The organism is Scopulibacillus daqui (assembly GCF_016908855.1).
GTDB classification, from domain to species: domain Bacteria; phylum Bacillota; class Bacilli; order Bacillales; family Sporolactobacillaceae; genus Scopulibacillus_A; species Scopulibacillus_A daqui.
The window spans coordinates 1-25,944 of sequence record NZ_JAFBER010000031.1; the positions used below are offsets into that span (position 1 = coordinate 1).

At 37.6% G+C, this 25,944-nt stretch carries 30 protein-coding genes; 23 read left to right on the forward strand and 7 right to left on the reverse strand.

Translation table 11 applies throughout. The annotated features are described in order from the left end of the window. The first annotated feature begins 199 nt into the window (after positions 1–199). The gene (locus tag JOD45_RS14900) at positions 200–715 is read left to right on the forward strand and encodes a hypothetical protein (RefSeq protein WP_205004706.1); all 516 of its coding nucleotides are present in this window, start codon (positions 200–202) and stop codon (positions 713–715) included. Positions 716–825: 110 nt separating this feature from the next. Here JOD45_RS14900 and JOD45_RS14905 read toward each other — a convergent pair whose 3' ends face one another. Next, positions 826–1,254: a cell wall hydrolase gene (locus JOD45_RS14905; protein ID WP_205004707.1), complete on the reverse strand. Its 429-nt coding sequence runs from the start codon at positions 1,252–1,254 to the stop codon at positions 826–828. Between the two features lie 128 nt (positions 1,255–1,382). Between JOD45_RS14905 and JOD45_RS14910 the strand changes: the two genes are divergently transcribed. Then, the gene (locus tag JOD45_RS14910) at positions 1,383–2,225 is read left to right on the forward strand and encodes a thermonuclease family protein (RefSeq protein WP_239549309.1); all 843 of its coding nucleotides are present in this window, start codon (positions 1,383–1,385) and stop codon (positions 2,223–2,225) included. 58 nt (positions 2,226–2,283) lie between these two features. Here the strand turns inward: JOD45_RS14910 and yvfG are convergent, their stop codons facing one another. Both yvfG and JOD45_RS14920 read right to left on the reverse strand, forming a co-directional pair. Further along, positions 2,284–2,511, reverse strand: a complete 228-nt coding sequence (gene yvfG, locus JOD45_RS14915) for a protein YvfG (protein ID WP_205004708.1) — start codon at positions 2,509–2,511, stop codon at positions 2,284–2,286. Positions 2,512–2,529: 18 nt separating this feature from the next. Beyond that, positions 2,530–3,198 (reverse strand): B3/B4 domain-containing protein, encoded by a 669-nt coding sequence (locus JOD45_RS14920; RefSeq protein ID WP_205004709.1) that lies wholly within the window; start codon positions 3,196–3,198, stop codon positions 2,530–2,532. A 108-nt stretch (positions 3,199–3,306) separates the two neighbouring features. On the opposite strand from JOD45_RS14920, the gene queG reads away from it, so the two are divergent. The 4 genes from queG (at position 3,307) to trmL (ending at position 6,642) form a co-directional block, all read left to right on the forward strand. Next, complete coding sequence (gene queG / locus JOD45_RS14925; protein ID WP_205004710.1) at positions 3,307–4,491, forward strand: tRNA epoxyqueuosine(34) reductase QueG; 1,185 nt, start codon at positions 3,307–3,309, stop codon at positions 4,489–4,491. Positions 4,492–4,502: 11 nt separating this feature from the next. Continuing rightward, positions 4,503–5,030 (forward strand): methylated-DNA--[protein]-cysteine S-methyltransferase, encoded by a 528-nt coding sequence (locus tag JOD45_RS14930; protein WP_205004711.1) that lies wholly within the window; start codon positions 4,503–4,505, stop codon positions 5,028–5,030. 179 nt (positions 5,031–5,209) lie between these two features. Further along, positions 5,210–6,097, forward strand: a complete 888-nt coding sequence (locus JOD45_RS14935; RefSeq protein WP_205004712.1) for an amidase domain-containing protein — start codon at positions 5,210–5,212, stop codon at positions 6,095–6,097. 71 nt (positions 6,098–6,168) lie between these two features. Beyond that, positions 6,169–6,642, forward strand: a complete 474-nt coding sequence (trmL, locus tag JOD45_RS14940; protein WP_205004713.1) for a tRNA (uridine(34)/cytosine(34)/5-carboxymethylaminomethyluridine(34)-2'-O)-methyltransferase TrmL — start codon at positions 6,169–6,171, stop codon at positions 6,640–6,642. Positions 6,643–6,812: 170 nt separating this feature from the next. Here trmL and JOD45_RS14945 read toward each other — a convergent pair whose 3' ends face one another. Further along, positions 6,813–7,514, reverse strand: coding sequence for an aspartate/glutamate racemase family protein (locus tag JOD45_RS14945; protein WP_205004735.1), 702 nt, complete (start codon positions 7,512–7,514; stop codon positions 6,813–6,815). Between the two features lie 278 nt (positions 7,515–7,792). Here JOD45_RS14945 and JOD45_RS14950 point away from each other — a divergent pair, with 278 nt between their 5' ends. The 14 genes from JOD45_RS14950 (at position 7,793) to JOD45_RS15015 (ending at position 20,023) form a co-directional block, all read left to right on the forward strand. Next, positions 7,793–8,143: a PadR family transcriptional regulator gene (locus tag JOD45_RS14950; protein ID WP_205004714.1), complete on the forward strand. Its 351-nt coding sequence runs from the start codon at positions 7,793–7,795 to the stop codon at positions 8,141–8,143. Further along, positions 8,121–8,795 (forward strand): DUF1129 family protein, encoded by a 675-nt coding sequence (locus JOD45_RS14955; protein ID WP_205004715.1) that lies wholly within the window; start codon positions 8,121–8,123, stop codon positions 8,793–8,795. The genes JOD45_RS14950 and JOD45_RS14955 overlap by 23 nt, the downstream gene beginning before the upstream one ends. A gap of 121 nt (positions 8,796–8,916) precedes the next feature. Next, positions 8,917–9,288, forward strand: a complete 372-nt coding sequence (gene ymzB, locus JOD45_RS14960; RefSeq protein ID WP_205004716.1) for a protein YmzB — start codon at positions 8,917–8,919, stop codon at positions 9,286–9,288. 404 nt (positions 9,289–9,692) lie between these two features. Next, complete coding sequence (locus JOD45_RS14965; RefSeq protein ID WP_205004717.1) at positions 9,693–11,585, forward strand: PrkA family serine protein kinase; 1,893 nt, start codon at positions 9,693–9,695, stop codon at positions 11,583–11,585. A gap of 230 nt (positions 11,586–11,815) precedes the next feature. Further along, on the forward strand, positions 11,816–12,379 hold the full coding sequence (gene lepB, locus JOD45_RS14970) for a signal peptidase I (protein WP_205004718.1): 564 nt from the start codon (positions 11,816–11,818) through the stop codon (positions 12,377–12,379). Positions 12,380–12,665: 286 nt separating this feature from the next. After that, the gene (gene yhbH, locus JOD45_RS14975; protein ID WP_205004719.1) at positions 12,666–13,823 is read left to right on the forward strand and encodes a sporulation protein YhbH; all 1,158 of its coding nucleotides are present in this window, start codon (positions 12,666–12,668) and stop codon (positions 13,821–13,823) included. Positions 13,824–13,972: 149 nt separating this feature from the next. Beyond that, positions 13,973–14,881, forward strand: coding sequence for an MBL fold metallo-hydrolase (locus tag JOD45_RS14980; protein ID WP_205004720.1), 909 nt, complete (start codon positions 13,973–13,975; stop codon positions 14,879–14,881). A gap of 129 nt (positions 14,882–15,010) precedes the next feature. Continuing rightward, positions 15,011–15,439, forward strand: a complete 429-nt coding sequence (locus JOD45_RS14985) for a CBS domain-containing protein (RefSeq protein WP_205004721.1) — start codon at positions 15,011–15,013, stop codon at positions 15,437–15,439. A 134-nt stretch (positions 15,440–15,573) separates the two neighbouring features. After that, positions 15,574–16,230, forward strand: coding sequence for an HAD family hydrolase (locus JOD45_RS14990; protein WP_205004722.1), 657 nt, complete (start codon positions 15,574–15,576; stop codon positions 16,228–16,230). Positions 16,231–16,315: 85 nt separating this feature from the next. Further along, positions 16,316–17,251 carry an aldo/keto reductase gene (locus JOD45_RS14995; RefSeq protein WP_205004723.1) on the forward strand — a complete coding sequence of 312 codons (936 nt, stop codon included), beginning with the start codon at positions 16,316–16,318 and terminating at the stop codon, positions 17,249–17,251. A 202-nt stretch (positions 17,252–17,453) separates the two neighbouring features. Next, positions 17,454–18,986 (forward strand): MDR family MFS transporter, encoded by a 1,533-nt coding sequence (locus JOD45_RS15000; RefSeq protein ID WP_205004724.1) that lies wholly within the window; start codon positions 17,454–17,456, stop codon positions 18,984–18,986. A 241-nt stretch (positions 18,987–19,227) separates the two neighbouring features. Beyond that, positions 19,228–19,356 (forward strand): FbpB family small basic protein, encoded by a 129-nt coding sequence (locus JOD45_RS15005; RefSeq protein ID WP_205004725.1) that lies wholly within the window; start codon positions 19,228–19,230, stop codon positions 19,354–19,356. A gap of 141 nt (positions 19,357–19,497) precedes the next feature. Further along, complete coding sequence (locus JOD45_RS15010; RefSeq protein WP_205004726.1) at positions 19,498–19,767, forward strand: hypothetical protein; 270 nt, start codon at positions 19,498–19,500, stop codon at positions 19,765–19,767. A gap of 67 nt (positions 19,768–19,834) precedes the next feature. After that, positions 19,835–20,023: a hypothetical protein gene (locus JOD45_RS15015; protein ID WP_205004727.1), complete on the forward strand. Its 189-nt coding sequence runs from the start codon at positions 19,835–19,837 to the stop codon at positions 20,021–20,023. Between the two features lie 47 nt (positions 20,024–20,070). On the opposite strand, the gene JOD45_RS15020 is transcribed toward JOD45_RS15015, so the two are convergent. From JOD45_RS15020 to JOD45_RS15030, 3 genes are all read right to left on the reverse strand, one after another. After that, positions 20,071–20,214, reverse strand: a complete 144-nt coding sequence (locus JOD45_RS15020; RefSeq protein WP_205004728.1) for a hypothetical protein — start codon at positions 20,212–20,214, stop codon at positions 20,071–20,073. A 535-nt stretch (positions 20,215–20,749) separates the two neighbouring features. Beyond that, positions 20,750–21,991 (reverse strand): ATP-grasp domain-containing protein, encoded by a 1,242-nt coding sequence (locus tag JOD45_RS15025; protein ID WP_205004729.1) that lies wholly within the window; start codon positions 21,989–21,991, stop codon positions 20,750–20,752. Further along, entirely contained in the window at positions 21,969–23,219 is a 1,251-nt protein-coding gene (locus tag JOD45_RS15030; protein WP_205004730.1) for an MFS transporter, read from the reverse strand. Before JOD45_RS15030 ends, JOD45_RS15025 begins: the two co-directional genes overlap by 23 nt. A gap of 109 nt (positions 23,220–23,328) precedes the next feature. Between JOD45_RS15030 and JOD45_RS15035 the strand changes: the two genes are divergently transcribed. The 3 genes from JOD45_RS15035 to JOD45_RS15045 all read left to right on the forward strand — a co-directional run bounded on the left by JOD45_RS15035 (position 23,329) and on the right by JOD45_RS15045 (position 25,751). Further along, entirely contained in the window at positions 23,329–23,754 is a 426-nt protein-coding gene (locus JOD45_RS15035) for a MarR family winged helix-turn-helix transcriptional regulator (protein ID WP_205004731.1), read from the forward strand. 378 nt (positions 23,755–24,132) lie between these two features. Further along, positions 24,133–24,708: a lipoprotein BA_5634 family protein gene (locus JOD45_RS15040; protein ID WP_205004732.1), complete on the forward strand. Its 576-nt coding sequence runs from the start codon at positions 24,133–24,135 to the stop codon at positions 24,706–24,708. Between the two features lie 842 nt (positions 24,709–25,550). Next, positions 25,551–25,751, forward strand: a complete 201-nt coding sequence (locus tag JOD45_RS15045; RefSeq protein ID WP_205004733.1) for a helix-turn-helix domain-containing protein — start codon at positions 25,551–25,553, stop codon at positions 25,749–25,751. Positions 25,752–25,944 lie beyond the last annotated feature (193 nt).

Here is a 25,944-nt window from a genome sequence, read left to right on the forward strand (position 1 = left end):
ATATTATTACATCATCAATATAAATCAACGGGATATCAGTTGGGTTAAGGAGTAGAAGCTATTACTCCTACCCCAACATTTGACGTAGAACCTTTTTTATTGTATCACTAATTCTTGTCCTAACCTGCACCCGTCAGCTTAACAAAAATATAAATAATGTTATAATATATGGAACAGTATCTTAAGGGGTTGTCTGCTTTTGAGCAAGCTAAAAATTAAACTTGAAAATGGAGATAGGAAAGTCGAGATTGAAATGGAGGACCAATCAGACGATATACAGTCTCGAATCTTTTTTGAATGTCTGAATTTTATTAATCATGGTCCAGATGTTAAAGCGAATGAGGATAAGTATGAACTTGAAAAAATGAAGGATGGCTATCAAGCTTTAAAATCTGATAAAATGGGACTTCATCATCCAATATCAGAATTTTTCCCATATACGGGTGTGAAGATTAGAAATAACGAAACACACTACCAACTGTTTTATATTTGCGATAGTGATGGATGCGGTCATCGCGGCAAGCATTTTATTCGCAGCGGTACAATCTATGTTAATTGTCATGTGTGCAACCATCGTATGCATGTAAGATACGCGGATTATAGAGGGCTGCCTTATCAAGATGAATACGGCAATTACTTCATAGCCGGGGCTTTTGAAAGATCGCCGAAGCACGATAATAAAGGCGAAAGCACCGATAAAACAGGCACTACATAAACTAAAGTCGGGCGCTTTAACGGGCAATTCATTAATGCCGTTAGTTGAGAGGAAACTTATTAAAGTTAATCTAAAAACAGCCGTTATATTTCACAACGGCTGTTTTCACATTAAAAGGTATTGTAAACATTTTGGCAAGTTTCAGCAGTGGGTTCATAAAAACAGTGCGACTTGTAGCGGCCGACTAACGGCTGATTATACCACCGTGATGGGCAATTGCCGGGCGGCTTAAAGTACCAAAGGCTATATTTTGCCGGCCAATGCTTGACGCCGTTAATTGCTTTACGGGCTAATCGCTTTTCGTTTTCCCTTGCCCTTTGATAAAAGTAGCCATGTATAACCGCCTCGAACGCATGCGGCTGATAGATCATTTGCGGGATCGTTCGGATTCCTTTAAAATCAGAACAATTTGCCCTAATCCGGTTAATGCCTACATTCCCAACGAGCATCATGCCAACGGTGCCTTCGCCTTCAGCTTCGGCTCTAAGCAATCTTGCCAAAAGCGCAATATCTGAAGAATTTGCAGATACAACTGCCACAGCTTCACCTCCAGTGTGCTCCTATCTGTATCATATTATTATGGGGTTAGATTAATGACACGATAAATCGCTCAATATAAAAAACTCTCTTCCATTTTGCTAAAATAGTAGAATACAAGATTTTTATTATGATAAAGGTGATGCTATTGAATCAGTTAATCATTAAAGCAGCTGCATGCTGCTGTTTATTATTTTTGCCTGCTGGCTGTGCTGTACCGTCAGCTTCAAATTCTCATACCGGCAATGATTCACAAAGCGCAAAAGTGTCTGCCGATAAATCGGACCAATCCCAGAGAAAACTGGTCAGCGCAAAAGTGATTAAAGTCATTGACGGTGACACAATCAAAGTCCGCTTGAATGGAAAAGAGGAAACGGTCAGGTTATTATTAGTGGATACGCCTGAAACTCATCATCCGCGCCTCGGGGTTCAACCCTATGGTCCGGAAGCCAGTCAATTGACACACCATTTATTAGATGGAAAAACAGTCGATCTTGAATTGGGGCTTGGCGGAGGACGCGATAAATATGGCAGACTGCTTGCCTATGTATACATAGATGGACAATCTGTAGAAGAAGAACTTCTGAAGCGCGGGCTAGCGAGGGTAGCCTATGTTTATCCGCCTAATACAAAATATGTCGATGAATATCGTGCCATTCAAAAGGAAGCACAGAGAAAAGGGATCGGCATATGGTCAATTGAGAATTATGCGAGAAAAGACGGCTATCATCCAGAAGTAATCAAAAGCAATAAAAACAGAGCAGGAAAGCCTCAATCGGCGCCGCGTGAATCTTCATTTGAACCAGACAAAAACGGGAACTGTGACGGAGAAATCAAGGGGAATATTTCCAGCCGCGGCGAGAAAATCTATCATTTGCCAAACGATAGGTTTTACAAAATCACTAAGGCAGAAAAATGTTTTGCGACAGAAAAAGCCGCAGAACAAGCCGGGTTTCGGGCGACAAAAAATTAGGCGAAAAAACAGACGACCAAGAGTCTTGAAGCACTCTTGGTCTTTATCTTTATATCATTTATTTTTGATACTCAGCTTTTATTTCATTGTAAGCTTCATCCAAATTCCTGATCCGGCGGACGAGCTCAAAATTTTTATTAAGGTTATCATGGATAATTGTCGACACAACTGAACGATAATAACTATTAGCCGCTTGAGTCGGGTTAAGGACATCTTTACTCTTTTCAATATGGACGCGAAGCGCTTCTTTAAAGTAGTCGACGCTGAATTTGTCTGTGTTTGCCAAATGAATACACTCCTTATATTAATTAATTATTCGGCATGAGGCTTCTCCGCCGTGAATGTGGGTGAACATGGCCGTTATTTCATTAATTATTGCGGTTTTCTCCTCATCTGCTGTTGAAGGTCTAAAATAAACGATTTGCAGGGCGTTGGTTGTTTGGTTTGTCACCATTGTTTTCTTAGAATCAACAATTGGACTGCCAAAAGCACCGTGATCATCTGCAGTCAGCAGTTTATCCTTCATCGACATCATCCGGCCGTTAATGCCTTCGTATTGGTCGTTTTCATTGCCGATAGTTAATATAACATCACCGTTAATGCGGTTCAGATCATAAATGCCGAGCGGGATTTCAAATTTTAATGAAAAGAAATTATTGATATCGGCTGCCGAATGAATGTAAGGCAATCTTTGTCCTTTTTTGAGTCGCCGAAATAAGGCTTCGTGTGAAGGGCGATAACGTGAAGGGTCGGTGCCCAAAGTTTTGAAAGTGCTTCGCCATTCTGCTACACCGTCAATATCTGTAACACCTTTTTCCTCTAATCCCAGCATTATTTCCTCATAAAAAAGCTGAAACCGCCCCTTTAGCATTTGCGGTAATTCACTAACCACGATATCATTATAAGTGATCATGCCTATATGTAAAGACGGGCATTTTTCTTTAATTGAATTGCTTATTTCAACGGGGTGCATAAGAATCACCTCATTTTATTTTTTAATGCATATAAAAGATCAACCGGCTTTTGAATTAATTTTACCATAAATGATGGGTTGGCTATACAGATTCAAAGGGTGATCATCATGAATATAAATAACTTGAAGAATAAATTAATTGAATATAGCCGCGACATTGGCATCGATAAAATTGGATTTACGACAGCTGCTCCTTTTGAATCATTGAAAGCCAGGCTTTATCAACAACAGGCGCTTGGTTATCAATCAGGCTTCGAAGAGAAGGATATTGAGAAACGGACAGAACCGAGCAAGCTTTTGGAAGGAGCGCAATCGATTATTGCGATTGCTGTAGCCTACCCGTCAAAAATGCAAGAGAAGCCCGCAAACAAAAAAGGACAGCGGCGGGGGGCATTTTCTCGTGCTTCGTGGGGGTTAGACTACCATCATATACTAAAAGACCGTCTAAATAAGCTGGAAGCTTATATTAAAGAATTTATTCCTGAAGCTAAAATAAAATCGATGGTCGATACTGGAGAACTGTCTGATCGCGCTGTAGCGGAACGTGCGGGTATTGGCTGGTCAGGAAAAAATACAAATTTAATTACTAAAGAATTTGGTTCCTATGTATATCTTGGCGAAATGATTACCAATATTCCTTTTGAACCTGACCAGCCAGTTGAAAACTTATGCGGATCATGCAATTTATGTGTTGACCATTGTCCAACAGATGCTCTTGTTCAAGGCGGTCAATTAAATGCAAATAAATGTATCGCATTTTTAACACAAACAAAGCAGGATATTCCCGAATCATATCGAAAAGCAATAGGGAACAGGCTTTATGGGTGTGACACGTGTCAGCAGGTTTGTCCGTATAATAGAGGAATGGATCATCATCTTCATGAAGAAATGGAACCCGATCCAATGCTGGTCAAACCGCTCCTTAAACCGCTTTTGACAATAACAAACCGCGAGTTCAAAGAGCGTTACGGGTTTATGGCAGGGTCTTGGCGCGGGAAGAAGCCGATTCAGCGCAATGCAGTCATTGCTCTTGGAAACTACAAAGAGACGAGTGCCATTCCCGATCTTATCGATTTGGCAAAAAACGACCCAAGACCAGTTATACGAAGCAGCGCTATATGGTCGCTCAAACAAATGATCCCCTGCTGCTCTGAAGAAAGCATCTTACAAATAAAAGAAGGGCTTAATCAAGCCGTTTCATATGAGAAAGAAGCGTACATTAGAAAGGAAATCAATCTTCTCCTTAAAAAGATAAAGAAAATGGAAACCGTGAACGGGGAGACGGAGAGTTGAGAAGGGGTAATATGGTTAAGAAACCTTATATTTATGTTGATGATATGGATACTCCGGCAGGAATGATAACCATCGCCTGTCATCCAGAGGGAGTATGCAATATCGAATTTGGCGATTTGGAAACGACGTATCCTAAGATTCAAACTTGGGCTAAGAAAAACATGATTTATAATGAAATTAAGAAGGACTCAGACTATACTAGGGAAGCCGCTTGCCAGCTGGCAGAATATTTTGCGGGAGAAAGAAAATCATTTGACCTGCCTCTGTATCTAAAAGGCACCCCCTTTCAAATCAAAGTATGGCAGGCCTTACAAGATATTGGCTACGGCGAGACCAAAACTTACAAAGACATCGCCGAAGCTATCGGCAACCCAAAAGCGGTCAGAGCTGTCGGCGGCGCCAACAACAAGAATCCTATTTCGATTGTGATACCTTGCCATAGAGTCATTGGATCCAGCGGCTGTTTAATTGGCTACGGCGGGGGTTTAGATAAAAAACAAATATTACTGGAACATGAGCAAAGGTATTTAAATAACTAATGATTAAGCACGCAAAAAAGAAAAGCGTGCTTCTTTTTTTACATAAGCTGGGATCAACAGGGATTTTTCTTAAATGTTCATCATATGGTTTTTTCTTTAACATACCAACAAGCCTTTGAAACATATTTTATAAAAATAGAGAGGTTAGTGAAGTATTTACGAAGGGCGGGTACATTGCCATGAAGTGGTTAAGCGAACTAAAAAGCCATCTAAAAAAGACTGGCGAATTTTGGGTTGACAAAGCCTATGATCGCTATCACGTCATAACGGATGCAGAGCGGGGGGCAATTATTAGAAAAAAGCAGCAGCTGCAAGAGAGAAAAGCAGAGATTGTAAAAAGCATTGTAAATGGCCGGCTGACGGGCATTCATAAATTTAAAGACGAAAAAAAAGTTAATTATATCAGCCACCTAAAATGGCTCATCAAACAAAAAAATCATTTTTATGTTGAAGAACATTTAGAAGAGAGGCAAGCTATTTTTGAAGACGGCAAGCTGATTATGGACAGAATAAAAGTCAGCGAAGCTTCAAATAATGAAGCTGATTCAAAAAGTATGACGATGCTTGCCAAACGGGATAAGGGCTTTAAGTATAATCGGCTCAGAGCGGTTAAGTATGCTGACCAATGGTGGAACAGTTTTAATCCTGAATTTCAAGGATTTGATGTTGACTGTACGAACTATGTCTCGCAATGCATTTATGCCGGAGGAGCGCCAATGAAAGGGAAATATAATAAAACATCAGGATGGTGGTATGAAGGAAAGAGTTGGAGTTACAGCTGGACGGTCGCAAATGCCCTGAGATTATATTTAAATCAATCGAATAATCATTTGGGAGCCGTCGCCGTTGAAAAGCCTGAACAACTTGTTCCGGGCGATGTGATTTGTTATGATTTCGAGGGAGACGGCAAATGGGATCATACAACATTTGTAACAGAAAAAGATGCTTACGGCATGCCGCTTGTCAATGCCCATACAACAAATTCAAGACACCGTTATTGGTCCTACGAAGATTCAACTGCCTGGACATCAAATATCAGGTACAACTTTTTCCATTTTCCTGATTAAAAACTTTTATAACCCATTTTTTTAATGATATAATAATACGGATAAACTAAGATATTAGAGGTGCTCTGCAAATGGGATTACATGTCGTTCTTTATCAACCAGAAATACCGTCTAATACGGGAAATATTGCAAGAACTTGTGCAGGAACGAATACGAAACTTCATCTCATACGTCCGTTGGGCTTTTCGACTGATGATAAAATGTTAAAGCGTGCAGGATTAGATTATTGGCAGCATGTGGATATTAACTACTACGACTCATTAGATGAATTGTATGAAAGATATCCTGAAGGAGAATATTTTTACTTAACCAAATTCGGTAAGAAACCCCATACTGCTTTTGACTACAGTGATCAATCGAAAGACTACTTCTTTGTCTTTGGCAGAGAAACGAACGGTTTGCCGGATGAAGTCAGAGAAGCGAATAAGGACCGCCTTTTGAGATTGCCTATGTCTAAAGTCATGCGGTCATTAAATCTATCAAATACAGCAGCCGTCATGGTGTTCGAGGCTTTAAGACAGCAGAATTATCCAGGCCTTTCATAGGGCCATAGAAGCGTTCTGCTTCAGCCCCTAAGCGGCTTCTCGAATAATGAACCAAATGTCTGCAGCCAATTAAGAACCGATTCCCCTTTGCTCTAAAAGGAGAATCGGTTTGTCGTTCTTCTAAAAATTCTTATATAATTAGGCATTAAAGCAGGAAAGAGAAGCTGATTTTAAACCGTATTATCTTTTAGAGACATATTTACAGCTTCAATAGCATGTATGCAGGTTGTATCAAATAAGGGAACTTCGGAATCTTCCGGCTTTACCAACAATCCAATTTCGGTACAGCCTAATACGATCCCTTTAGCGCCAGCTTCCACTAAACCTCGGATAATCTTTTTGTAGGAATCTCTTGATTTTTGATGAATCTTACCCAGACATAACTCTTCATAAATCACTCTGTTTACAAGTTCTCTTTCACTGTCATTTGGGACTATAACCTTTATCCCATTTAACTCCAAACGTGATTTATAAAAATCTTGTTCCATTGTGTATGTTGTACCAAGCAGTCCAACAGAACGAATGCCTTTCTTTTTGATTTGAGCTGCTGCAGCATCCGCTATATGCAAAATGGGGATATCGATTTTTGCCTGGATATCACTTATAACTTTGTGCATGGTGTTAGTGCAAATGACGATAAAGTCTGCTCCTCCTTTTTCCAAAGAACGTGCAGCTCGGCCTAATACTTCACCGGCTTTTTTCCAATCGCCCTCTGATTGGCAACGTTCAATTTCATCAAAATCGACGCTGTATAAAAGACATTTTGCTGAGTGCAATCCTCCTAATCTTCTTTTCACCTCTTCGTTAATAATCCGGTAATATTCAACAGAAGATTCCCAACTCATTCCTCCGATAAGACCGATAACCTTCATTTTAATCCCACCATTATCTTTTTTATTTAAGAGTAATTTCGTTAATGCCTGCAAACAATTCCTTCTTTTAATCAAAAATATATTGGCCCTTCGTTACTTTGGATATGTTTTAAGATCCAATTTCATTTTATGGGACTCTAATATAATTGCTGTATAACTAAAACCTTGTCACTCAAAAATAAGCTTGTTATAATAAAAATAGCTATCATGTGTTGCAAGATAGCTATTTTTAAACTGCAGTATCTTGTAATGCAAATTAGTATAAGGATGCGGACAAAATGAAATTGAGAAGTCAATTATTAAAAGGGATTCTTGAAGGGGTGATATTGGCGATCATTCACCGCGAATCAGTCTACGGTTATGAATTATCGTTAAAATTACAGCATTTTGGATTAAATGATGTTAGTGAAGGCTCCATTTATCCGATTTTATTACGGCTGCAAAAAGAAAAACTCATCTGTGGCGAAATGAAGGATTCCCCGTCTGGACCCAAACGAAAATATTATCATCTTACTGAGAAAGGTCAACAGGCGTTAGCTGATTTTTTACGGGAATGGGAAAGTATTCAAGGTCCTGTGCAAAATATCATTCGATGGGGGTTAAGCCATGAATACAAAGGAACTGATTAAGCTAAATAACCAAAAGAGGAAGCAATTAACGAAAGAGAATGAAGCTTATTATGATGACATGCTTGTTTATATTCGCACCCATCTTTTTCTTTCCGAACGACAATCAGAAGAACTTCTAATGGAATTGCTGAATCATCTGTTAGATGCTCAGGCGGAAGGAAAAACAGCAAAGGATGTTTTTGGGGATGATCCTAAAACTGTTTGTGATGAAATGATTGAGGAATTGCCTAAAGAACAAACTAAGAATGCAGCCGCTTTTATTTTTTATTTGTCTTGTAAGGTCATCGGATACATAATGATCATCTCTGGCGTCGGAGATTTAATATTTTCAATATTTAAAAGTAAATCTTCTCCAATATATATTGGCACTGAAGCTGCAAAAACCATATTGTCCCTTTTAATTATTTTTGCCGCTGTTTGGATGATTTTCTTGTGGCTCAAGTCTTCTGTCTACAAAAGGTTCAGCAAGTTTAAAAGCGGCATTATTGTTGGTTCGATTTCATGTTTATTCTTATTTGATGTTCTTTTAGTATCTCGTCTAATCCCGGCATTTGGTCCTGAAATCCATATCAACGGTCTATTCTGCCTATGCATCGGACTTTTCATTATTATCATTGCCACATGCTTTAACCGTAAATTTCAGATTGTATAATGATAAAGATATCAAGCAGTCATTAAAAACAGCCATCTGATTTTAAGTATTAGGCTTTTCCTTTGGCCGCGGCGCTTAAGGAAAGGCTTTTTTCTATAAGCGCCGTCATAAATTTTATTTTTTGAGAAATAATAGCCTTGAGGTGATGGTATTGAACGGATACAAAAATCAAATCAATGCAATCCAACAATCACTATCTTCGTGGGGCGGTCAACGGATTTTAATTACCAAAGAGGAAAATGGCGATCTTGATCAAACCATTTTAAATCTGGAACGCGTTGAGATGGATGAAAACCATTTTATTGACGATTATACTCCAGATCATTCAATACAGCTGGTCGGAAATGGCCAAACCGTTTTTGAGCATGGGAACATGCCGCTGCCCTATCAATCGTATGACATTCCGATCGAGAATATTTACAAAGTATCTGCAGATCAAGGACGCATTCTGATTAGAACAGATCGGGGAACTTATACCATAACGACAATATAGTAAGGAACCCCTCTTTTTGAAAAAAGAGGGGTTCCTTACTATGTTTACTCTTGAGCATCAGGCGCATCATTATAACCGGCAGTGAAAATTGAGACAAGGAATGCTATGGATACACATATAATAAAGAATAATTTCATGAAGCAAGCCCCTTTCTTTCACCTTATCATATCTTGATTATACAGAAAAGTTTGTTATTTGTGAAATTAAATTTTAACAGGTTTTGTTAAGTCATAAAAGTGATCTTTGTAAGCGTACTTATAAATGTACTAAGATCAAATAATATGTTTGAAAATTCTATTAATTTATGAAGAGGTTGGGTGTCCTGTACGAAAAAAGATGAAAACATTGTTTGGCTCTTGCATAGGATGTATTAATATTGGCTGATAACCTTCTGGGGGGATTATATGGACTTTCTTGGTAAAATCAAACAGCACCGTAGAGACGAAGAGAAGCTGAAATGGGAAGGTACGTTTGCGGAATATTTAGCGTTGTTGAAGGAACGGCCAGAAATTGCGCAATCAGCGCATTCTCGTGTTTATAATATGATTAAATCTGCCGGAGTAACCGAAGAAGACGGTAAGAAGCATTATCATTTTTTTGACAAAGAAATTTTTGGTCTTGAAGATGCGATTGAAAGGCTTGTTGAAGAATATTTCCATCCGGCGGCAAAACGTTTGGACGTCAGGAAACGGATTCTGCTGTTAATGGGTCCCGTAAGCGGCGGTAAATCAACTATTGTAACGATGTTAAAGAGAGGGCTCGAAGCCTATTCAAGAACAGATGAGGGCGCCATTTATGCGATTAAAGGCTGCCCGATGCATGAAGATCCGTTACATTTGATTCCGCATCATTTGCGTGAAGACTTTTATAAAGAATATGGGATAAAGATAGAAGGAAATCTATCACCGCTTAATACGATGCGCTTAGAAAAAGAATACGGCGGCTGCATTGAAGATGTTATCATCGAGCGTATTTTTCTATCGGAAGATAAGCGGGTAGGGATAGGCACTTTCAGCCCGTCGGATCCGAAGTCTCAAGATATAGCTGATTTGACAGGCAGCATTGATTTCTCGACAATTGCCGAATATGGCTCTGAATCAGATCCCAGGGCATACCGCTTTGATGGAGAGTTGAATAAGGCTAACCGCGGCATTATGGAATTTCAAGAGATGTTAAAATGTGATGAGAAGTTTTTATGGCATCTTTTGTCTCTTACTCAAGAAGGAAATTTCAAAGCTGGTAGATTTGCACTTATTTCTGCCGATGAGCTCATTGTCGCTCATACCAATGAATCGGAATACCGTTCTTTTATAAGCAATAAGAAGAATGAAGCGCTTCATTCAAGGATTATCGTTATGCCAATTCCTTATAATCTGAAAGTCAGCGACGAAGAACGTATTTATGAAAAAATGATTAAAGAAAGCGATATGGATGTTCATATTGCGCCCCATGCCCTGAGAACAGCGGCCATTTTTTCAGTATTAACAAGGCTGAAAGAGTCGGAAAGCCGCGGCATTGATCTTATTAAGAAAATGAGATTGTATGATGGAGAAAATGTTGAAGGGTTCAATAATGCAGATCTGCAAGAGTTGAAAAATGAATTTCAAGATGAAGGCATGACAGGCATTGATCCACGCTATGTCATTAACCGCATTTCATCTGCTATTATTAAAAAAGATGTGCCTTCAATCAATGCATTGGATATTCTCAGGTCTATTAAGGAAGGACTTGGCCAGCATGCGTCTATTTCAAAAGAAGATAAAGAAAGGTATTTGAACTTTATTTCATTAGCGCGTCAAGAATACGATGAACTGGCTAAGAAAGAAGTCCAAAAGGCATTCGTCTATTCATTTGAAGAATCCGCTAAAACTTTGATGGATAATTACCTTGATAATGTCGAGGCATTTTGCAATAAAAATAAAATGACCGATCCGATTACGGGAGAAGAACTTGATCCGGATGAAAAACTCATGCGTTCAATTGAAGAACAAATTGGTATTTCTGAAAATGCAAAAAAAGCATTTCGTGAAGAAATACTGATTAGAATTTCGGCTTATGCCAGAAAAGGGAAGCGGTTTGATTATCAATCGCATGAGCGCTTAAGAGAGGCCATTCAAAAGAAATTGTTCGCAGACCTTAAAGATGTTGTCAAAATTACAACCTCTACGAAAACACCTGATGAAACCCAATTGAAGAGAATTAATGAAGTTATTGCCAGACTTGTGGATGAATATGGTTATACTACAACATCAGCCAATGAATTACTTAAATATGTAGGGAGCCTTCTTAATCGATAAGCACACTTCGGTGTGCTTATCTCGTTTACGAGCAATTTCGAATCACGCCATCCGCGGCGGGAGTGCCTCTGCCTCCGTAACACTCCGCTCAAACATATCGAAAGCCATTATCTGGCGAGTCGAACAGCCTTTATACATAAATATCATGTTGTGTTTTATTCAATTGCTTGTGAAATGCTCTATTATTATGTACTCTTATTAGTAAAGTGACTTTCCATGGAGGTAACTAGATGAAAAAGCGCAAGAAAAGTGAAGCATTTGAGTGGATTAAAGCATTAGCTATTGCTGTCATTATAGCTCTTTTAATCAGAGGTTTTGTTTTTACTAATTATATCGTTGAAGGTCAATCGATGATGCCGACGCTTCAAGACGGCAATCGATTAATCGTTAATAAATTGGATTATGAAATAAGCAAACCTCACCGTTTCGATGTTGTCATTTTCCATGCCACAAAAAATGAAGACTATGTGAAACGTGTCATTGGCTTGCCGGGCGATAAAATTGCTTATAAAAATGACACTTTATATGTGAATGATAAACCGGTTAAAGAACCGTATTTAGACAAGTATAAAAGCGAACTCATTACAGGCAATTTAACACAAGATTTTACATTGCAGGGGTTAACGGGCCATACGCGGGTGCCTGAAGGAAAAGTTTTTGTTTTAGGCGATAATCGTCGAGACAGTGTCGACAGCCGGGTATTTGGCTTTGTAGATGAAGATCAGATCGTCGGCAAGGTAAATCTTAGGTATTGGCCGCTGTCAGAGATGCAAACTAATTTTAAACATAATTAAGACGTCTAGATAAGGAAGGAAAAGCCCCAAAATGACAAGCTCTCTAAGACATTTAGAGGGCTTTTTTTAATATTTATTGACATCGCGGCTTTTTATCCAATTATCTTTATTTATTTCAAAATCTAAGCAAATCTTGACTTGGCTTGCATAAGATAAAGTAATCAACCCTCTGACAAAATATTTTGATTTTTGTACAGGTGCCTTATAAAGGTTGTTCGAAAAGTGGAAACATTGATTGCGGCTTTTTGAACATGCGCTTTAGGGTAAATTTAAGGAGGGAACTTTCATGAAAAACTTTTTAGTATCCGAAGAGTCCTGGGATTTGCATCGAAAAGGCTATCAAGATCAGCAAAGGCATACTGAAAAGGTAAAAGAGGCCATCAAAAATAATTTGCCTGATTTAATTAGTGAAGAAAATATTATCATGTCCAACGGCAACAGCATTACAAGAATCCCAATTCGTTCATTAGATGAATATAAGCTGCGATTTAACTATGATAAAGCAAAACAAGTCGGCCAAGGTGACGGTGACAGTCAAGTCGGCGACGTTATTGGCAAATTGCCTCCAAATTTCGGCAAAAAAGGTTCTGGAAAAGGAGAAGGTGCCGGGGAACGTCCGGGGATTGATTATTATGAAGCAGACGTCTCAATGTTAGAGATTGAAGAAATGTTTTTTAAAGAATTGGAGCTGCCCGATCTTAAACAAAAGCAGGAGTCCGACCTCACGATAGATAATATAGATTACCGTGATATACGCAAAAAAGGCTTAATGGGGAATATAGATAAAAGAAGAACCATTCTTTCGGCAATTAAACGCAATGCTATGGAAGGAAAGCCGCAGATCAACCCAATTCGCGAAGAGGACCTTCGTTTTAAAACATGGGAAACAGTCAGAAAACCTGAAAGCAAAGCGGTTGTTTTAGCTTTAATGGATACAAGCGGATCGATGGGGATTTGGGAAAAGTACATCGCCCGCAGCTTCTTTTTCTGGATGACGCGATTTTTAAGAACAAAATACGAAAGCGTCGATATCGAATTTATTGCTCATCATACAGAGGCTAAAGTCGTAACCGAAGAGGAATTTTTCTCAAAGGGCGAAAGCGGCGGAACAATCTGTTCATCAGCTTACAATAAGGCGCTTGAAGTTATCCATTCGTCTTATCCTCCGTCGAGGTATAATATTTATCCTTTTCATTTTTCAGATGGCGATAACCTTTCCTCAGATAACAGACGATGTGTCGATCTTGTTAAACAATTAATGGAAGTTGCTAATTATTTTGGTTATGGGGAAATTAATCCATATAACCGAAAAAGTACATTAATGAATGCATATCAAGATATCAAGAATGATAAATTCCGCTATTTTATTTTAAAACAAAAGCGTGATGTGTATTATGCTATGAAGCACTTTTTCTCTAAACAAAAAGAGGCGGTATCCAATTAAAGGGATATATGATTTTGGTGGAGAAACTCCCAGGTTTCTCCACTTTTATTTGGCCAAAAAATTGAATAGCGGCGGTTTGTTAATCGCAACCTAACAACAAAAAGAGCTAAAACCCGTGGGTCAAACATTTGGCAAAGGTGTGGAAAAATGTGGGAAAATGGGTGATGATAATAACGGCTGTTATCCTGTTTTTTACTCCTCTGCGGCTCGTTTCAGCTAAAGAACAGCCCATGCGGGTACATTTTATTGATGTTGGGCAGGCAGATTGCATTCTTATTCAAACACCGCAGCAAAAAAATATTCTGATTGATGCGGGAGACATGCGGTCGGGGTCCAAAATTGTCCAATATCTAAAATCCCATGGTGTTATGACATTAGATGCGTTAATCGCTACTCACCCGCATCATGATCATATCGGTTCAATGCCTGATATTATTTATAACTTTAAAGTGAAGGCATTCTATATGCCAAACTTAACCAATAATACGCGAAGTTATAAATTATTGAGACAAGCCATTAAAGACGAGAAAATTATGGTGTTCAATGCGAAGGCCGGAAATAAAATTGAGGTAGAGCCGAATATATCCATTAATATTGTCGGTCCGTTGAAAGGCCGTTATGATTCAATGAATGATTACAGTTATGTTCTCAAATTAGTTTATAAAAAGAATAGCTTTTTGCTGATGGCTGATGCCGGAGAGCAAAGCGAGACTGAGCTTCTGTCAAGAGGCATGAATGTAAAAGCAAATATTATAAAAATAGGTCATCATGGTGCTGATACGGGATCAACCTTGCCTTTTCTGAAAAAAGTCAATCCGGATGCTGCAGTGATATCTGTCGGCAGACATAATCCTTGGGGATATCCGAAAAGGGCTGTGATTAATCGCTTAAAGTATTTAAAAGTCCCAACTTACCGTACAGATCGGTTAGGAAGCATTGTCGCTACCAGTGATGGGCGCAGCATTCATTTCACCTATGAAGAATCCAAACGCACTGATCCCTCAAGCATTTATTTTGACCGGAGGAGCATCATCAAGAAAGTGAATACAGGAAAATAATAGACTAGCCAACAATTTTTTAAGATGAAAAGCAAATCCTTCCTTTATGATTAATATTTCCTTATTTAAAGGCTGGATGGTTCAATTCCAAATAGGTCAAAATAACTTTTGAAGGGAGGCATTGATTAAATGGGACAAAATCTTGGAAGCATTATGCATAGGAATGTCATTTCGGTTTCGCCTCAGCAATCCATTAAAGAGGCAGCAGAACTGATGAAACAAAATAATGTCGGGTCACTGCCTGTTGTTGAAAATGGCCAATTAAAAGGAATGCTTACTGACCGTGATATTACATTGCGTTCAAGTGCAGACGGCAATTTAAATAAAACAGTTGCTGAATGTATGACAAGCAAGAATCTTGTTACAGGAACTTCTAACATGGATGTTCATGAGGCTGCAGAAATGATGTCCCAACATAAAATCCGCCGATTGCCGGTTGTTGAAAACAACCAAATGGTAGGCATGATTTCAATCGGCGACTTAGCAACACAAGATGAATACCAAAATGAAGCAGGAGAAGCCCTAACAAACATTTCCTCTCCTTCGAAACCAGAATAAATATAACCCCGGATAAGCCGGGGTTATATTTTGCATCATTTAACTATTTACCATTATTCTTTGTTAAACTAGAATGGTGGTGATTGGAAATAATAACATGGAAAGCATGTTCAAACGAAGAGAGGTTGTTATGGATGATCAAAGCTATTGTGTTTGATTTTGACGGGTTAATTTTAGATACAGAAACACAATCTTTTCGGTCTATGCAAAAAATGTATGAAAAATATCACGTAGAATTGCCGTTTGAGCTGTGGAGCAAATGCATCGGCGCAAGAGGCGGTTTCGATGCTGTAAAATATTTGGAAGAGCAGACAGGACAGTCAATAGATGCAGCTGCTTTCTATCAAGAAAGAGAGAAAATATTTATCGATTTAATTGAGGAAGAAGACATCTTGCCCGGGGTGGAGTCGATACTTGAAACAGCTCAAAAATTAGGCATCAGAATTGGTTTAGCAACAAGCTCGCATGAAGGATGGGCGGCTGGACATTTGCAAAGATTAGGCATACTGGATTATTTTGAATACATATGCACGGGTGATGATGTGAAAAATGCTAAGCCGGACCCGGAAATATACTTAAAAGTCCTTGAATATTTTGGTGTTAAACCTGAAGAAGCGATCGCTTTTGAAGATTCCTTAAACGGTGCGCTGGCGGCAAAAAGAGCGGGGATGTTTTGTGTTGTCGTCCCAAATTATGTAACTCAAAATATGGCATTCGAGGATATAGATGAAAAACTCGAATCCCTTGCAGACACTTCCCTTGAAAAGTTAATTGAGGCTTTCAGCGGTTGATCTTCTGAATGTGAAAGCTGATTATTTCAACGATTTTCAATCATTTGTTAGAATAGAAAATAAACTCTGTAAAGGAGATGGGGAAATGGCAGAAAAAACTCGCATAGGGAAAACAGATCTATATGTTAATCCAATTGGCCTTGGCACAAATGCGGTCGGCGGCCATAATCTTTATCCGAACTTAGATGAGGAGCAAGGAAAAGATTTAGTTCGCGAAGCATTGGATAACGGCATTAATCTTTTAGACACCGCTTTTATTTATGGACCTGAACGTTCAGAAGAACTTATCGGCGAAGTGCTGAAGGAAAGAGGCAATCGTCAGGAAGCAGTTATCGCAACCAAGGGCGCTCATAAATTTGTCGGAAACAAAGAAGTGTTTGATAACTCGCCAAGTTTCTTAAAGCAGCAGGTTGAAAATAGTCTAAAACGTCTGCAAACCGATTATATTGACTTATACTATATTCATTTTCCAGATGAAGATACACCTAAGGATGAAGCGGTCGGAGCTTTAAAAGAACTTAAGGATGAAGGGAAAATCAGAGCAATCGGTGTATCCAACTTTTCAATTGATCAACTAAAAGAAGCTAATAAAGACGGCTATGTCGATGTATATCAAGGCGAATATAACTTGCTGGAGCGCAGCGCTGAGCAGGAATTGCTGCCGTATGCTCAGGAACATAACATTTCCTTTATCCCTTACTTCCCGCTTGCCTCCGGATTATTAGCAGGCAAATATGACAAAAATACTGTGTTTAATGATTTGCGCAAAGATTTGCCTTACTTCCAGAAAGACGTGTTTGCACAAAACTTAGAAAAAGTAGACCGGCTGCGCCAATTGGCCTCGGCAAAACATGCTGAAGTCGCCCATGTTGTTCTCGCTTGGTATTTAACCTTGAATGCCATTGATGTCCTCATACCAGGAGCGAAGAGGGCTTCACAAGTTCTCGGCAATCTAAAGACGTTAGAGGTTCATTTGACAGATGAAGAAATAAAAGAAATTGACCGGATCTTTCAGGTATAAAATGTATTCATCATTGAGTAAAAAGACTGGGGTTTCCCGGTCTTTTTTTCTTATAAATTTAAATCATATTTTTATGAGCAGCAAGTATTGAAAAATGCCCGCTTTTGTTTTATATTAAATAACTCCCCGTTCGTTCTTATTCAGTTTATAAATAGATAAAGCAGGAGCCGCTGGTGCATAAACATAAGAAAGGGTTCGATACATGGAAAACACTTTAAACAAAGATGCTGAGTCTGCAAAAGCTAAAAGCAATAAAATCATTGTTATGATTGGTTTGATCATTGGCTTGATTTTTTCGGAGTTAGACGAAACAGTTGTTAATACGGCTATGCCGACAATCATTCGCGATCTTGGCGGATTATCATTATACGGTTGGGTTGCAGGCGTATATATGTTAGCCTTATCAGCATTTATGCCTATATTAGGAAAACTGGCTGATTTATATGGAAGGAAACGCATCTATTTAATCTCAATGGCTTTGTTTATCGGCGGATCGATCGTCTGCGGTCTATCCCATTCCATGACGATGCTCCTCATCGGCAGGGGAATACAGGGACTTGGAGCCGGCGGTTTAATGCCTTTGGCAATGACAATTTCCGGTGATCTTTTCCCGGTTGAGCAGCGTGCAAAAGTGCAGGGTTTAATGGGGCCGATTATGTTTATTCCGATGCTCTTGGGGCCATTAATGGGCGGTTATTTTGTCGACCAAGCAAGCTGGCATTGGATCTTCATTATAAATATTCCTGTAGGCGTTATTGCGGCCATTTGTTTGATCATCGGACTTCGGGAAACCATAGAAACCAAAAGGGTCGTCATTGATTGGAGAGGCGCGTTTCTTTTAGTCTCGGCGATTATTTCATTATTAATCACACCCGTTTTAATTGAGAATGAAGGTTATTCGTGGGGTTCCCCATTAATCATTGGTCTTCTTTGTTTGGGAATTTTATTAATTGGGATCTTCATTTGGGCAGAATCGAAAGCAAAAGAGCCGATTGTACCTTTGCACCTTTTTAAGAACCGCAATATATTAGTGTTATCTCTTCTCGTATTTATGGTCGGAGTAGGTCTGATGGGGGCTTTTTCTTCATTCCCGTATTTTGCCCAAAATGTCCTGGGGCTTACGCCGACGGAAGCCGGCTATTTAACGCTGCCTATGATGGTAGGCGCGGTCATTTCATCGATGGCTTGCGGTTTCTTATTAACGAAGGTTCGTTACCGTGAATTATTTGGCATATCATTTATCCTGCCTGTTATTGGTTTCTATTTATTTGCTCACATGACGATTCATACAACAATCGTACAGATGATTATTTTCTTTTTTATTACAGGGCTCGGCTTAGGCGCGATGTTCGGCGGTGATAATTTAATCGTTCAGGAGTCAGTAGAACAAGAGCATAAAGGCATTGCCTTAGCCACTGTTCCGTTATTTCAATCGATTGGAGCAACAGTAGGCGTCAGCATTTTCGGAAATCTGTTGTCATCAACGCTTACGTCAAAATTAGGAGAGTTGGGCGGCAAACTTCCGGCAAGTATGTCGGAGAATATGGGCCATTTAGCCGCGGCAGGCATTCCTCAGGGTCTCCCGGACTCTTTATTTACAACAATAAAAATATTATATATAGAAGCCTTTCAGCATATCTATTTTGTTTCATTTATTATTTCAATCATGGCATGCATCTTGTGCTGGTTTTTGAAAAAAGAAGTCTTGTCTTCTCGACCGAAAGAAAATAGCTAGAAGGAAGCGGCAAATGATCCCCCTTAACGCAAAGTTAAAGGGGGATCACTTTTTGGTGCTATCTGGTTGTTGTTTTTGAGCCATTCCATAACCTCTCCTTTAAATAAAATGTGAATTTAATTTTATTCGTTAATTGCTTCCAAAGAGCTTATATGCGATATTGTCACAGAATATTCATACTCTTTTAATAAGTAATCGTGGTATATGGTATAATAGTACTAGGAAAGGTGGTGCATAAATCATGAGGAAGAAACTTTCATTAAAGGACCTCATTAAACAAAATAAGTCGGAAATTTCAAACGATGAAAAAGCTCTGGAAAAAATAGAAGCCAAAATAGATAAAAAACACAGTGTTCAATATAAAGGGTGAAGAGTCAGATAATAACATTTGGCTCTTCATTTTTTTATGATGATTAGAATCGGGTTAAGCATAAATTAGGGATTTAACTCATGCAAAATTCACCTATTGGACATATACTGGGGTAGAAGCCATAACAATGAGGTGGTTTGGATGTATTATACTAAGAACGGTTATTATCATAACGCGCATCATTACCCGCCGGCTCCAAAAAACAGACTTGATTATTATTATAAAAAATATCTTTATCATGCACGAATGTGCGAATTTTATTATAAAAAGATATTTGGGGACTATAAAGGGGAGTCCGCTTACTACTTGCCTCCAAATATTGAAGTAAAGGAAAAATGGAAAAATAAAACGACCTACGAAAAAACTTACACACCTGTGTCCTCTCATCATAGCGATCATTTCACTCAATAATAATGGATAAGGTTCCAAATAAATACACATACTCTTATTAGAAGCTTCTAGAGAGAGGGCGTATAAAATGAAACCACTGATGTTAAACTGCAGGAAATGCCAAAAAGAAACAAAATATGTGATGCATATTTCAAAACAAGAGGTGCGAACAGGCGCAAGCTATACTGTTAAAGGCTATTGCAGTGATTGCGGCGAAACAATCAATTGGATTGAATATATCCGTGAAAGCCATTATCAGAGCGTTGCTGATTTGTAAGAATATAATTGAAAAGGCACCAGCAAATACGGTGCCTTTTCGGGAATTTATTCATCTTTGCTTTGATCATTAACATGGATGATCGGTGTATTAAGATATACATAGGTTGGAAAATCCACTTCTTCTTCAAAAATATTGCCGATCTTTTCTTCAGTTTCAAGCGGCTTTTCATCTTTGAGGTTTTGTTTCAAGCATGCGTCACCCCCTTTCAGCCATTAAAAGATGGGGGTCCATATTAATTTTTGCAGAAAACCTTACTCATATGCATTTACAGATTAAAGGTGTTATCGAATTGACATTAGAGTTTTTTATAAGAAAAAAATCGCTTCCTGTTCACGGGAATTGGGGATTTATGCGGTGGATGTCCCTCAAGCTTTGCTTTTGGGACATCCCCTTATGTTCTAAGTATATTTAAAATTATTTAACTATTCCGCTGACACGTCGACCTTAACAAAGGAGAATGGACATGTTTAAATGAATTCAAAAGTTTCAATATCTGTATTGATTAATTTTACATTTTTGCTAATAATACGATATGCCTTATCTATATCCTCTTTAGAAACATGTTTGTTTACAACAATTCTGATTGTATCAGGGAGCCAATGAAATAATTTTAACCCATCATGATCACATAATTTTAATAACAGTGGTTTTCATGACTTTTATCATTACAAGGCTTTGTTAGGGTATCGCTTCTTAGGTCAATCATGTATATTTGAACCTCCATCAGTTTGAATATGAGACATCCCAACGTAAATCAGAAATAGCTTTTTCAGCGGCTTTAAATGCGGTTTCAGGTCTCTTTGCTTTGGCTATTGCAAAAGCAATTCTTTCGTAGCTGCTCTTCGCTTGAGTGAAATGAACCGGAAGATTAACAGTATCAATCTGAATAATGCCTTGATAACTCATAATCTCTTTAAGATTTGCTGCCTTTTTATATATGCCTGGCCGTTTGGGAATAAAGAACTTTATTGCAGCTGATTCATCAGTTGAAAAATTAATTTTTGCGTCTATTCCCAACGATTGCTTAAGTAAATGTTCAACCATATCGACACCTGTTGCAGTTTTCACTAAAGCAGGTATATAATCACCGGCTAGTCTTGGGTTAATTTCAATGAGATAAGGCTTGCTATCTTTTAATTTAAATTCAATATGTGCGGCTCCAAAATCTAAGTTAAAGAGATTTAATAATTTTATGCACCGGTCTTCTATATCAGGTATAGGCTTGATGCTTTTGGAAGATACATGGCCAGACTCGATGGCATGTTCTCCATAAGTTTCTTTTAATGTCACTGAGACCAGTTTCCATCCTTCCTTTGTATACAGCATCTCAGCAGAATATTCGTCTCCTGATATATATTCTTCAGCCAGCCAGCTCCTCTGTAATTTATATCCTCTGGGATTCAAAAATCTTTCCTTTTCAACATTAAAAGCCTCAATGAGCTCGTTTTTATTATGGCAAATGCGAACCCCATTGCTGCCGCTGTCATCAATAGGTTTAAATACCAAAGGAAACTCATAGTTATCATTGTATAAATGAGATGAGTGATCTTCGTTAATGGTTTGGAATTTTGGCTGGTAAAATCCAGATTTATCGATTAAGTTTTTTAAATAATCCCGCATTAAATTCTTATTTCTCACTAAGGATAGACTTTTTGTTTCATGACCATTTAAATGAAGCTTTTTGGCAATTTCAGCAGCAGGCATTAAGTGGTAGTCGTCAAAGGCCAATACACCATGATATTGAATTTGTTCATTTTTAATGGCTTTTATCATTTTTGCAGCATCATAGGTATCGATTACTTTTATTTCATCAGCTAAATCGGTTGGATTGTCATATTTAATCGAATCATACTGAGAGGGATCATTTGTCCAAAAGTGAACATGATACCCCATTTCCTTTGATAATTTCATAGCTTGAGCACCTGTGCTGGTTGTGTTTGTTTCAAGAAATAATATTCTTTTCATTATTAAGCTCCCTTTCTTTTGGTGTTTTTAATTTTAAATAAAATAAGAATACGGCTGGTATAAACATAAGCAAGCCGATAAATAAATAGGTTAATTTAATGCTTATTCCTCCAAGAAAGCCTATAAACAGTGACAAAATAATGCCTATCGATAGACTCAGCATTGAAATCAAAGACATGATTCTTCCGACAAATTGATGATGAACAATAGTATAAATTAAAGATTTTGATAAAACCTTCACATTGCCAATAAATAGTCCAACAGCAATATACAGAAGAAATGCCATTATAATTGAAGAAGATTGACTAAATAGGATAATTGATATTGTTAAGAAAACAAAAGATAATATTAAGTAAGTTAATGATTTTTTTTTCTCCGAAATCCATAAACAAAATCCGACAGATAAAAAACTTCCAATCCCTGCTGCACTGTCAATGAGACCCAGAGAAAAATCATCACCGTTAACGACCTTATAGTTAAAAGGCCCAATCATGATATTTATTGAAGTAAAAAATGGAATGGCAGAGCATGCGGATAAGGCTATAAGCATTAGCTTTTTATCGCTTTTAAAATAAATCCATCCTTCTTTTATATCTTTAAATAAATGTTGGGATGGCGCTTTTTCTTTTTCATGACTACTTTTTTTATTTTTTAACCTTAGTATTTTCAGATAAATGATGGCGCTCAGTATATATACGATTGAAGTGATCATTAAAGTATGATTATCGCCCAAAAACTTAAGCAGCGTACCAGCAAGAACTGCTGATATAAGCAAACCAGTTTGCCAGGCAGCCTGTGTAAAAGATGTACCTTGAACATATTCATCTTCATTTAATATTTCTTTTATAAGGCTTTCTGTTGTAGGGCTAATCATATACCAAATGATATAGCTGAGTAAGATTGATGCATATATAATCCAAATTGAATTCATTCCAAAATAAGATAAAATAGGAACAGCGATAATAAATAAAAACCTCATTAATGAACAAATCATTAAAATGTAAGCTTTATTAAATTTATCAATAATATAACCTGTTATCGGCCCTAAAAAAACAGAAGGAAGCATAGTCAAAATAAACATGTAGCTTAAAGCCATAACTGACCCTGAATATTTTGAAACTATGGCTATAATCGCGATATTAAAAATGCCTTCACCAAACATCGAAATCAAAGATGCAAAAAAGAAATATCGGAAGTTATAATTTTTTAAAGTCGAGAATCTGCTCAATGGGAACCTCCTAATTTATGTAATATAATTTCGTGGAACACGATGTTTATATATCGTATTATACGATGTATGTCTGTTTTTGTAAATGAAATTTTAGGAGAGATTTGAATTGGAATTAAGTGAACTTAACAGAGTCTGGAGTCAAATTTATTTCTATTTAAGGTACGATTATAATGAGGATATAACACACAGAGGTGTTCGGATTCTTCAACAAGTGAAAAATGGGGAATATGTAACCATCAAAGAAATTTCCGAGAAACTCCAAATATCTCACAATACAGCATCTGAACATGTTTCAAGATTAATTAAAAAGGGATACATTCAAAAAGAGAGGGATAATAAGGATAGAAGAAAAACAGTCCTTTCTTTAACCCCAAAAGGCAGTGAAGTATTGGTTAAGCATACTTGCCTTGATGAAAGTAAGCTGGATAAAATATTTAGTTTACTTTCAAAAGAGGAGCAAAACATGATAATGTCTTCCCTTAAGTTACTTGAACAAAAAGGAAGGGACATTCACGAAAATAGAATCGGATGATGCCGGCCATAGGGTACAGATCCGTGAGCTCTGGCAAAACCGGCCTTCATCCCTTTGATGCACCCGGCGAAGGGAGGGGAGGCTTATGGCCGTTGAGACATGGGTGGACAGCTTCTAAGGCAACGGAGAGAAGATGTGTGAATATGGAATTAAATGGAGGCCTTTCTATCTCCTCTATTTCAGCATGTCTTCATGTGGCCAAAGGGTTCAAAGCTGATGCCATTCATTCGGCATTTTCCTTTAGGAGCGTCCTTCCCCCCCCTGTGAGTTAGACTTTTTTTACTTACAAAAATGTAAGCTAAAAGTAATCTTAATCGATATTAACTATTCCCATCTCCTTTTAAAATGAAAGTATCAAATAAAAGGAGATGAGGAAAAATGAAACGAATGGTTGGAATGATGTTTGCTGCATTACTTTTAATATCCGCATTAGCTGGGTGTTCTTTTTCATCAAAAGCCAACGGCATTATATTATATGGAGATCATAAACAAGTGCAAGATGGCATTGCGAAATATAAATCAGAACTAAAATCCAGTGATATTTATAAAGTGAAAATCACTAAGGCAAATGATAAAAAGATGATGGTTATGGATAAATCAACTGCTGAAGCGCTTATGAAGAAGGGGCTTTTAAAAGAAGTTGACAGCAGCAATGATACGAAGGCAATTTCATCATTACCGGATGTAACAGATCATAACGGGCTCTTATTTGCAAAAGATCAAAAGAAAGACATAAAGTTAAACGGCACAGACCTTAAATATAAGGGTAATATTATTATTGGTGACGCACGCGTCTATACCGATATGTTTGCGGTAGTTGCTGATTCAGACTGGCCAAAAGTTAATGGGAAAGAAAAAGCAGTGGGAATCATGCATTTCAACAAAGATCCTAAAGAAGAAATAGGCAGCATTAAACAGGTTGATTGGAATCAGCTTGTTAAAATTAAAAATTAAATAAAAGACGTTTTTTTACCTAAGCCCCCCCTATAAAGTGGACATAAAAAAGTCTACTATAGGGTGGGCGGCTAAGCGATATAAGAGAAAACAGCCGAGGAATGACACCCTGGCTGTTTCTTTAGCTTGGGAATTATTTTTACAATTTAATAAAAAATAAAACAAGGAATATCAAAAAGCCTAAAGTTCCTGAAATAATAGATATTTTATCAATTACTGTCTTCTTCCCGGTAAAACCGATAATTGCTAATAATAAAAATAAAAGAGAGTAATGTAAAAGTGAGTAAGAAGGTAATATTATCTCTATTATTCCTAAAACTGTCAAAAATATGCAAACGATAATTCTTCCATCATTTCCCTTTAAGTGAAACAATCCTTTCATATCAAGGTGTATATGTAAATTTGTGTGACAATATGATGTGATTTTCAAAAACTAGGAACAAATATCATTTAAACTTTATATTGTAGATAAACAACGAAGACCTATTTGTTTTTTAGCGGCGTTTTTTTAACATTTTAATATATTCGAAAATAACATTTATTTATGTTTCTACTATCAATGTAACAAATCAAAATGGCAGTTTACAAGTTAGGGTAAATAAGCCCGATGCCTCTTCATGGGAATATGTTAAAACTGTAAAGGAAAGTCCAACATTTGAGGATGAAACAGCTAAATATGTATTAAAAGGTCTAGTTGCGTTTATTACGGGGTTAAGACTTTTTTGCTAAATTATTCCCTTGCACAAACTTAGTAATAGTTAGCGGGCTATTGTTCTAATAAGCTCCCCTTTAGGTAGACAGATTAAAAAATAAAATCTGGATACCTGGGGGGAGCTGTTTTTGTGTCTAAAAGATCTTATTCTGTAGATAAAAAATTGGAAATTTTAAGAGCATGCGAGACCGGCAATCAAACGATCTCCCAAATAGCTTCAATTTATATGGTGAACGTAAAAACTATTTCTGAATGGAAATATGTTTTTAGTGAATATGGTATCGAGGGTCTTAAAGAATCTACAACATGGAAAAATATTCTAAGGAATTGAAGCTAGCTGCTATAAAAGATTATCTTTCCGGTAACTATTCTTTACGTGAGGTTACTAGGAAGTATCAATATCGGCTCTACAATATTTGTTGGGGTATAAGAAAAATTAAAACAAAAAAATACACGCAAGCTCCTTAATCCTTTACACTTGAATTGTCCCGAAACAAGAGAAGGATAGGAGTTGCGTGTATATG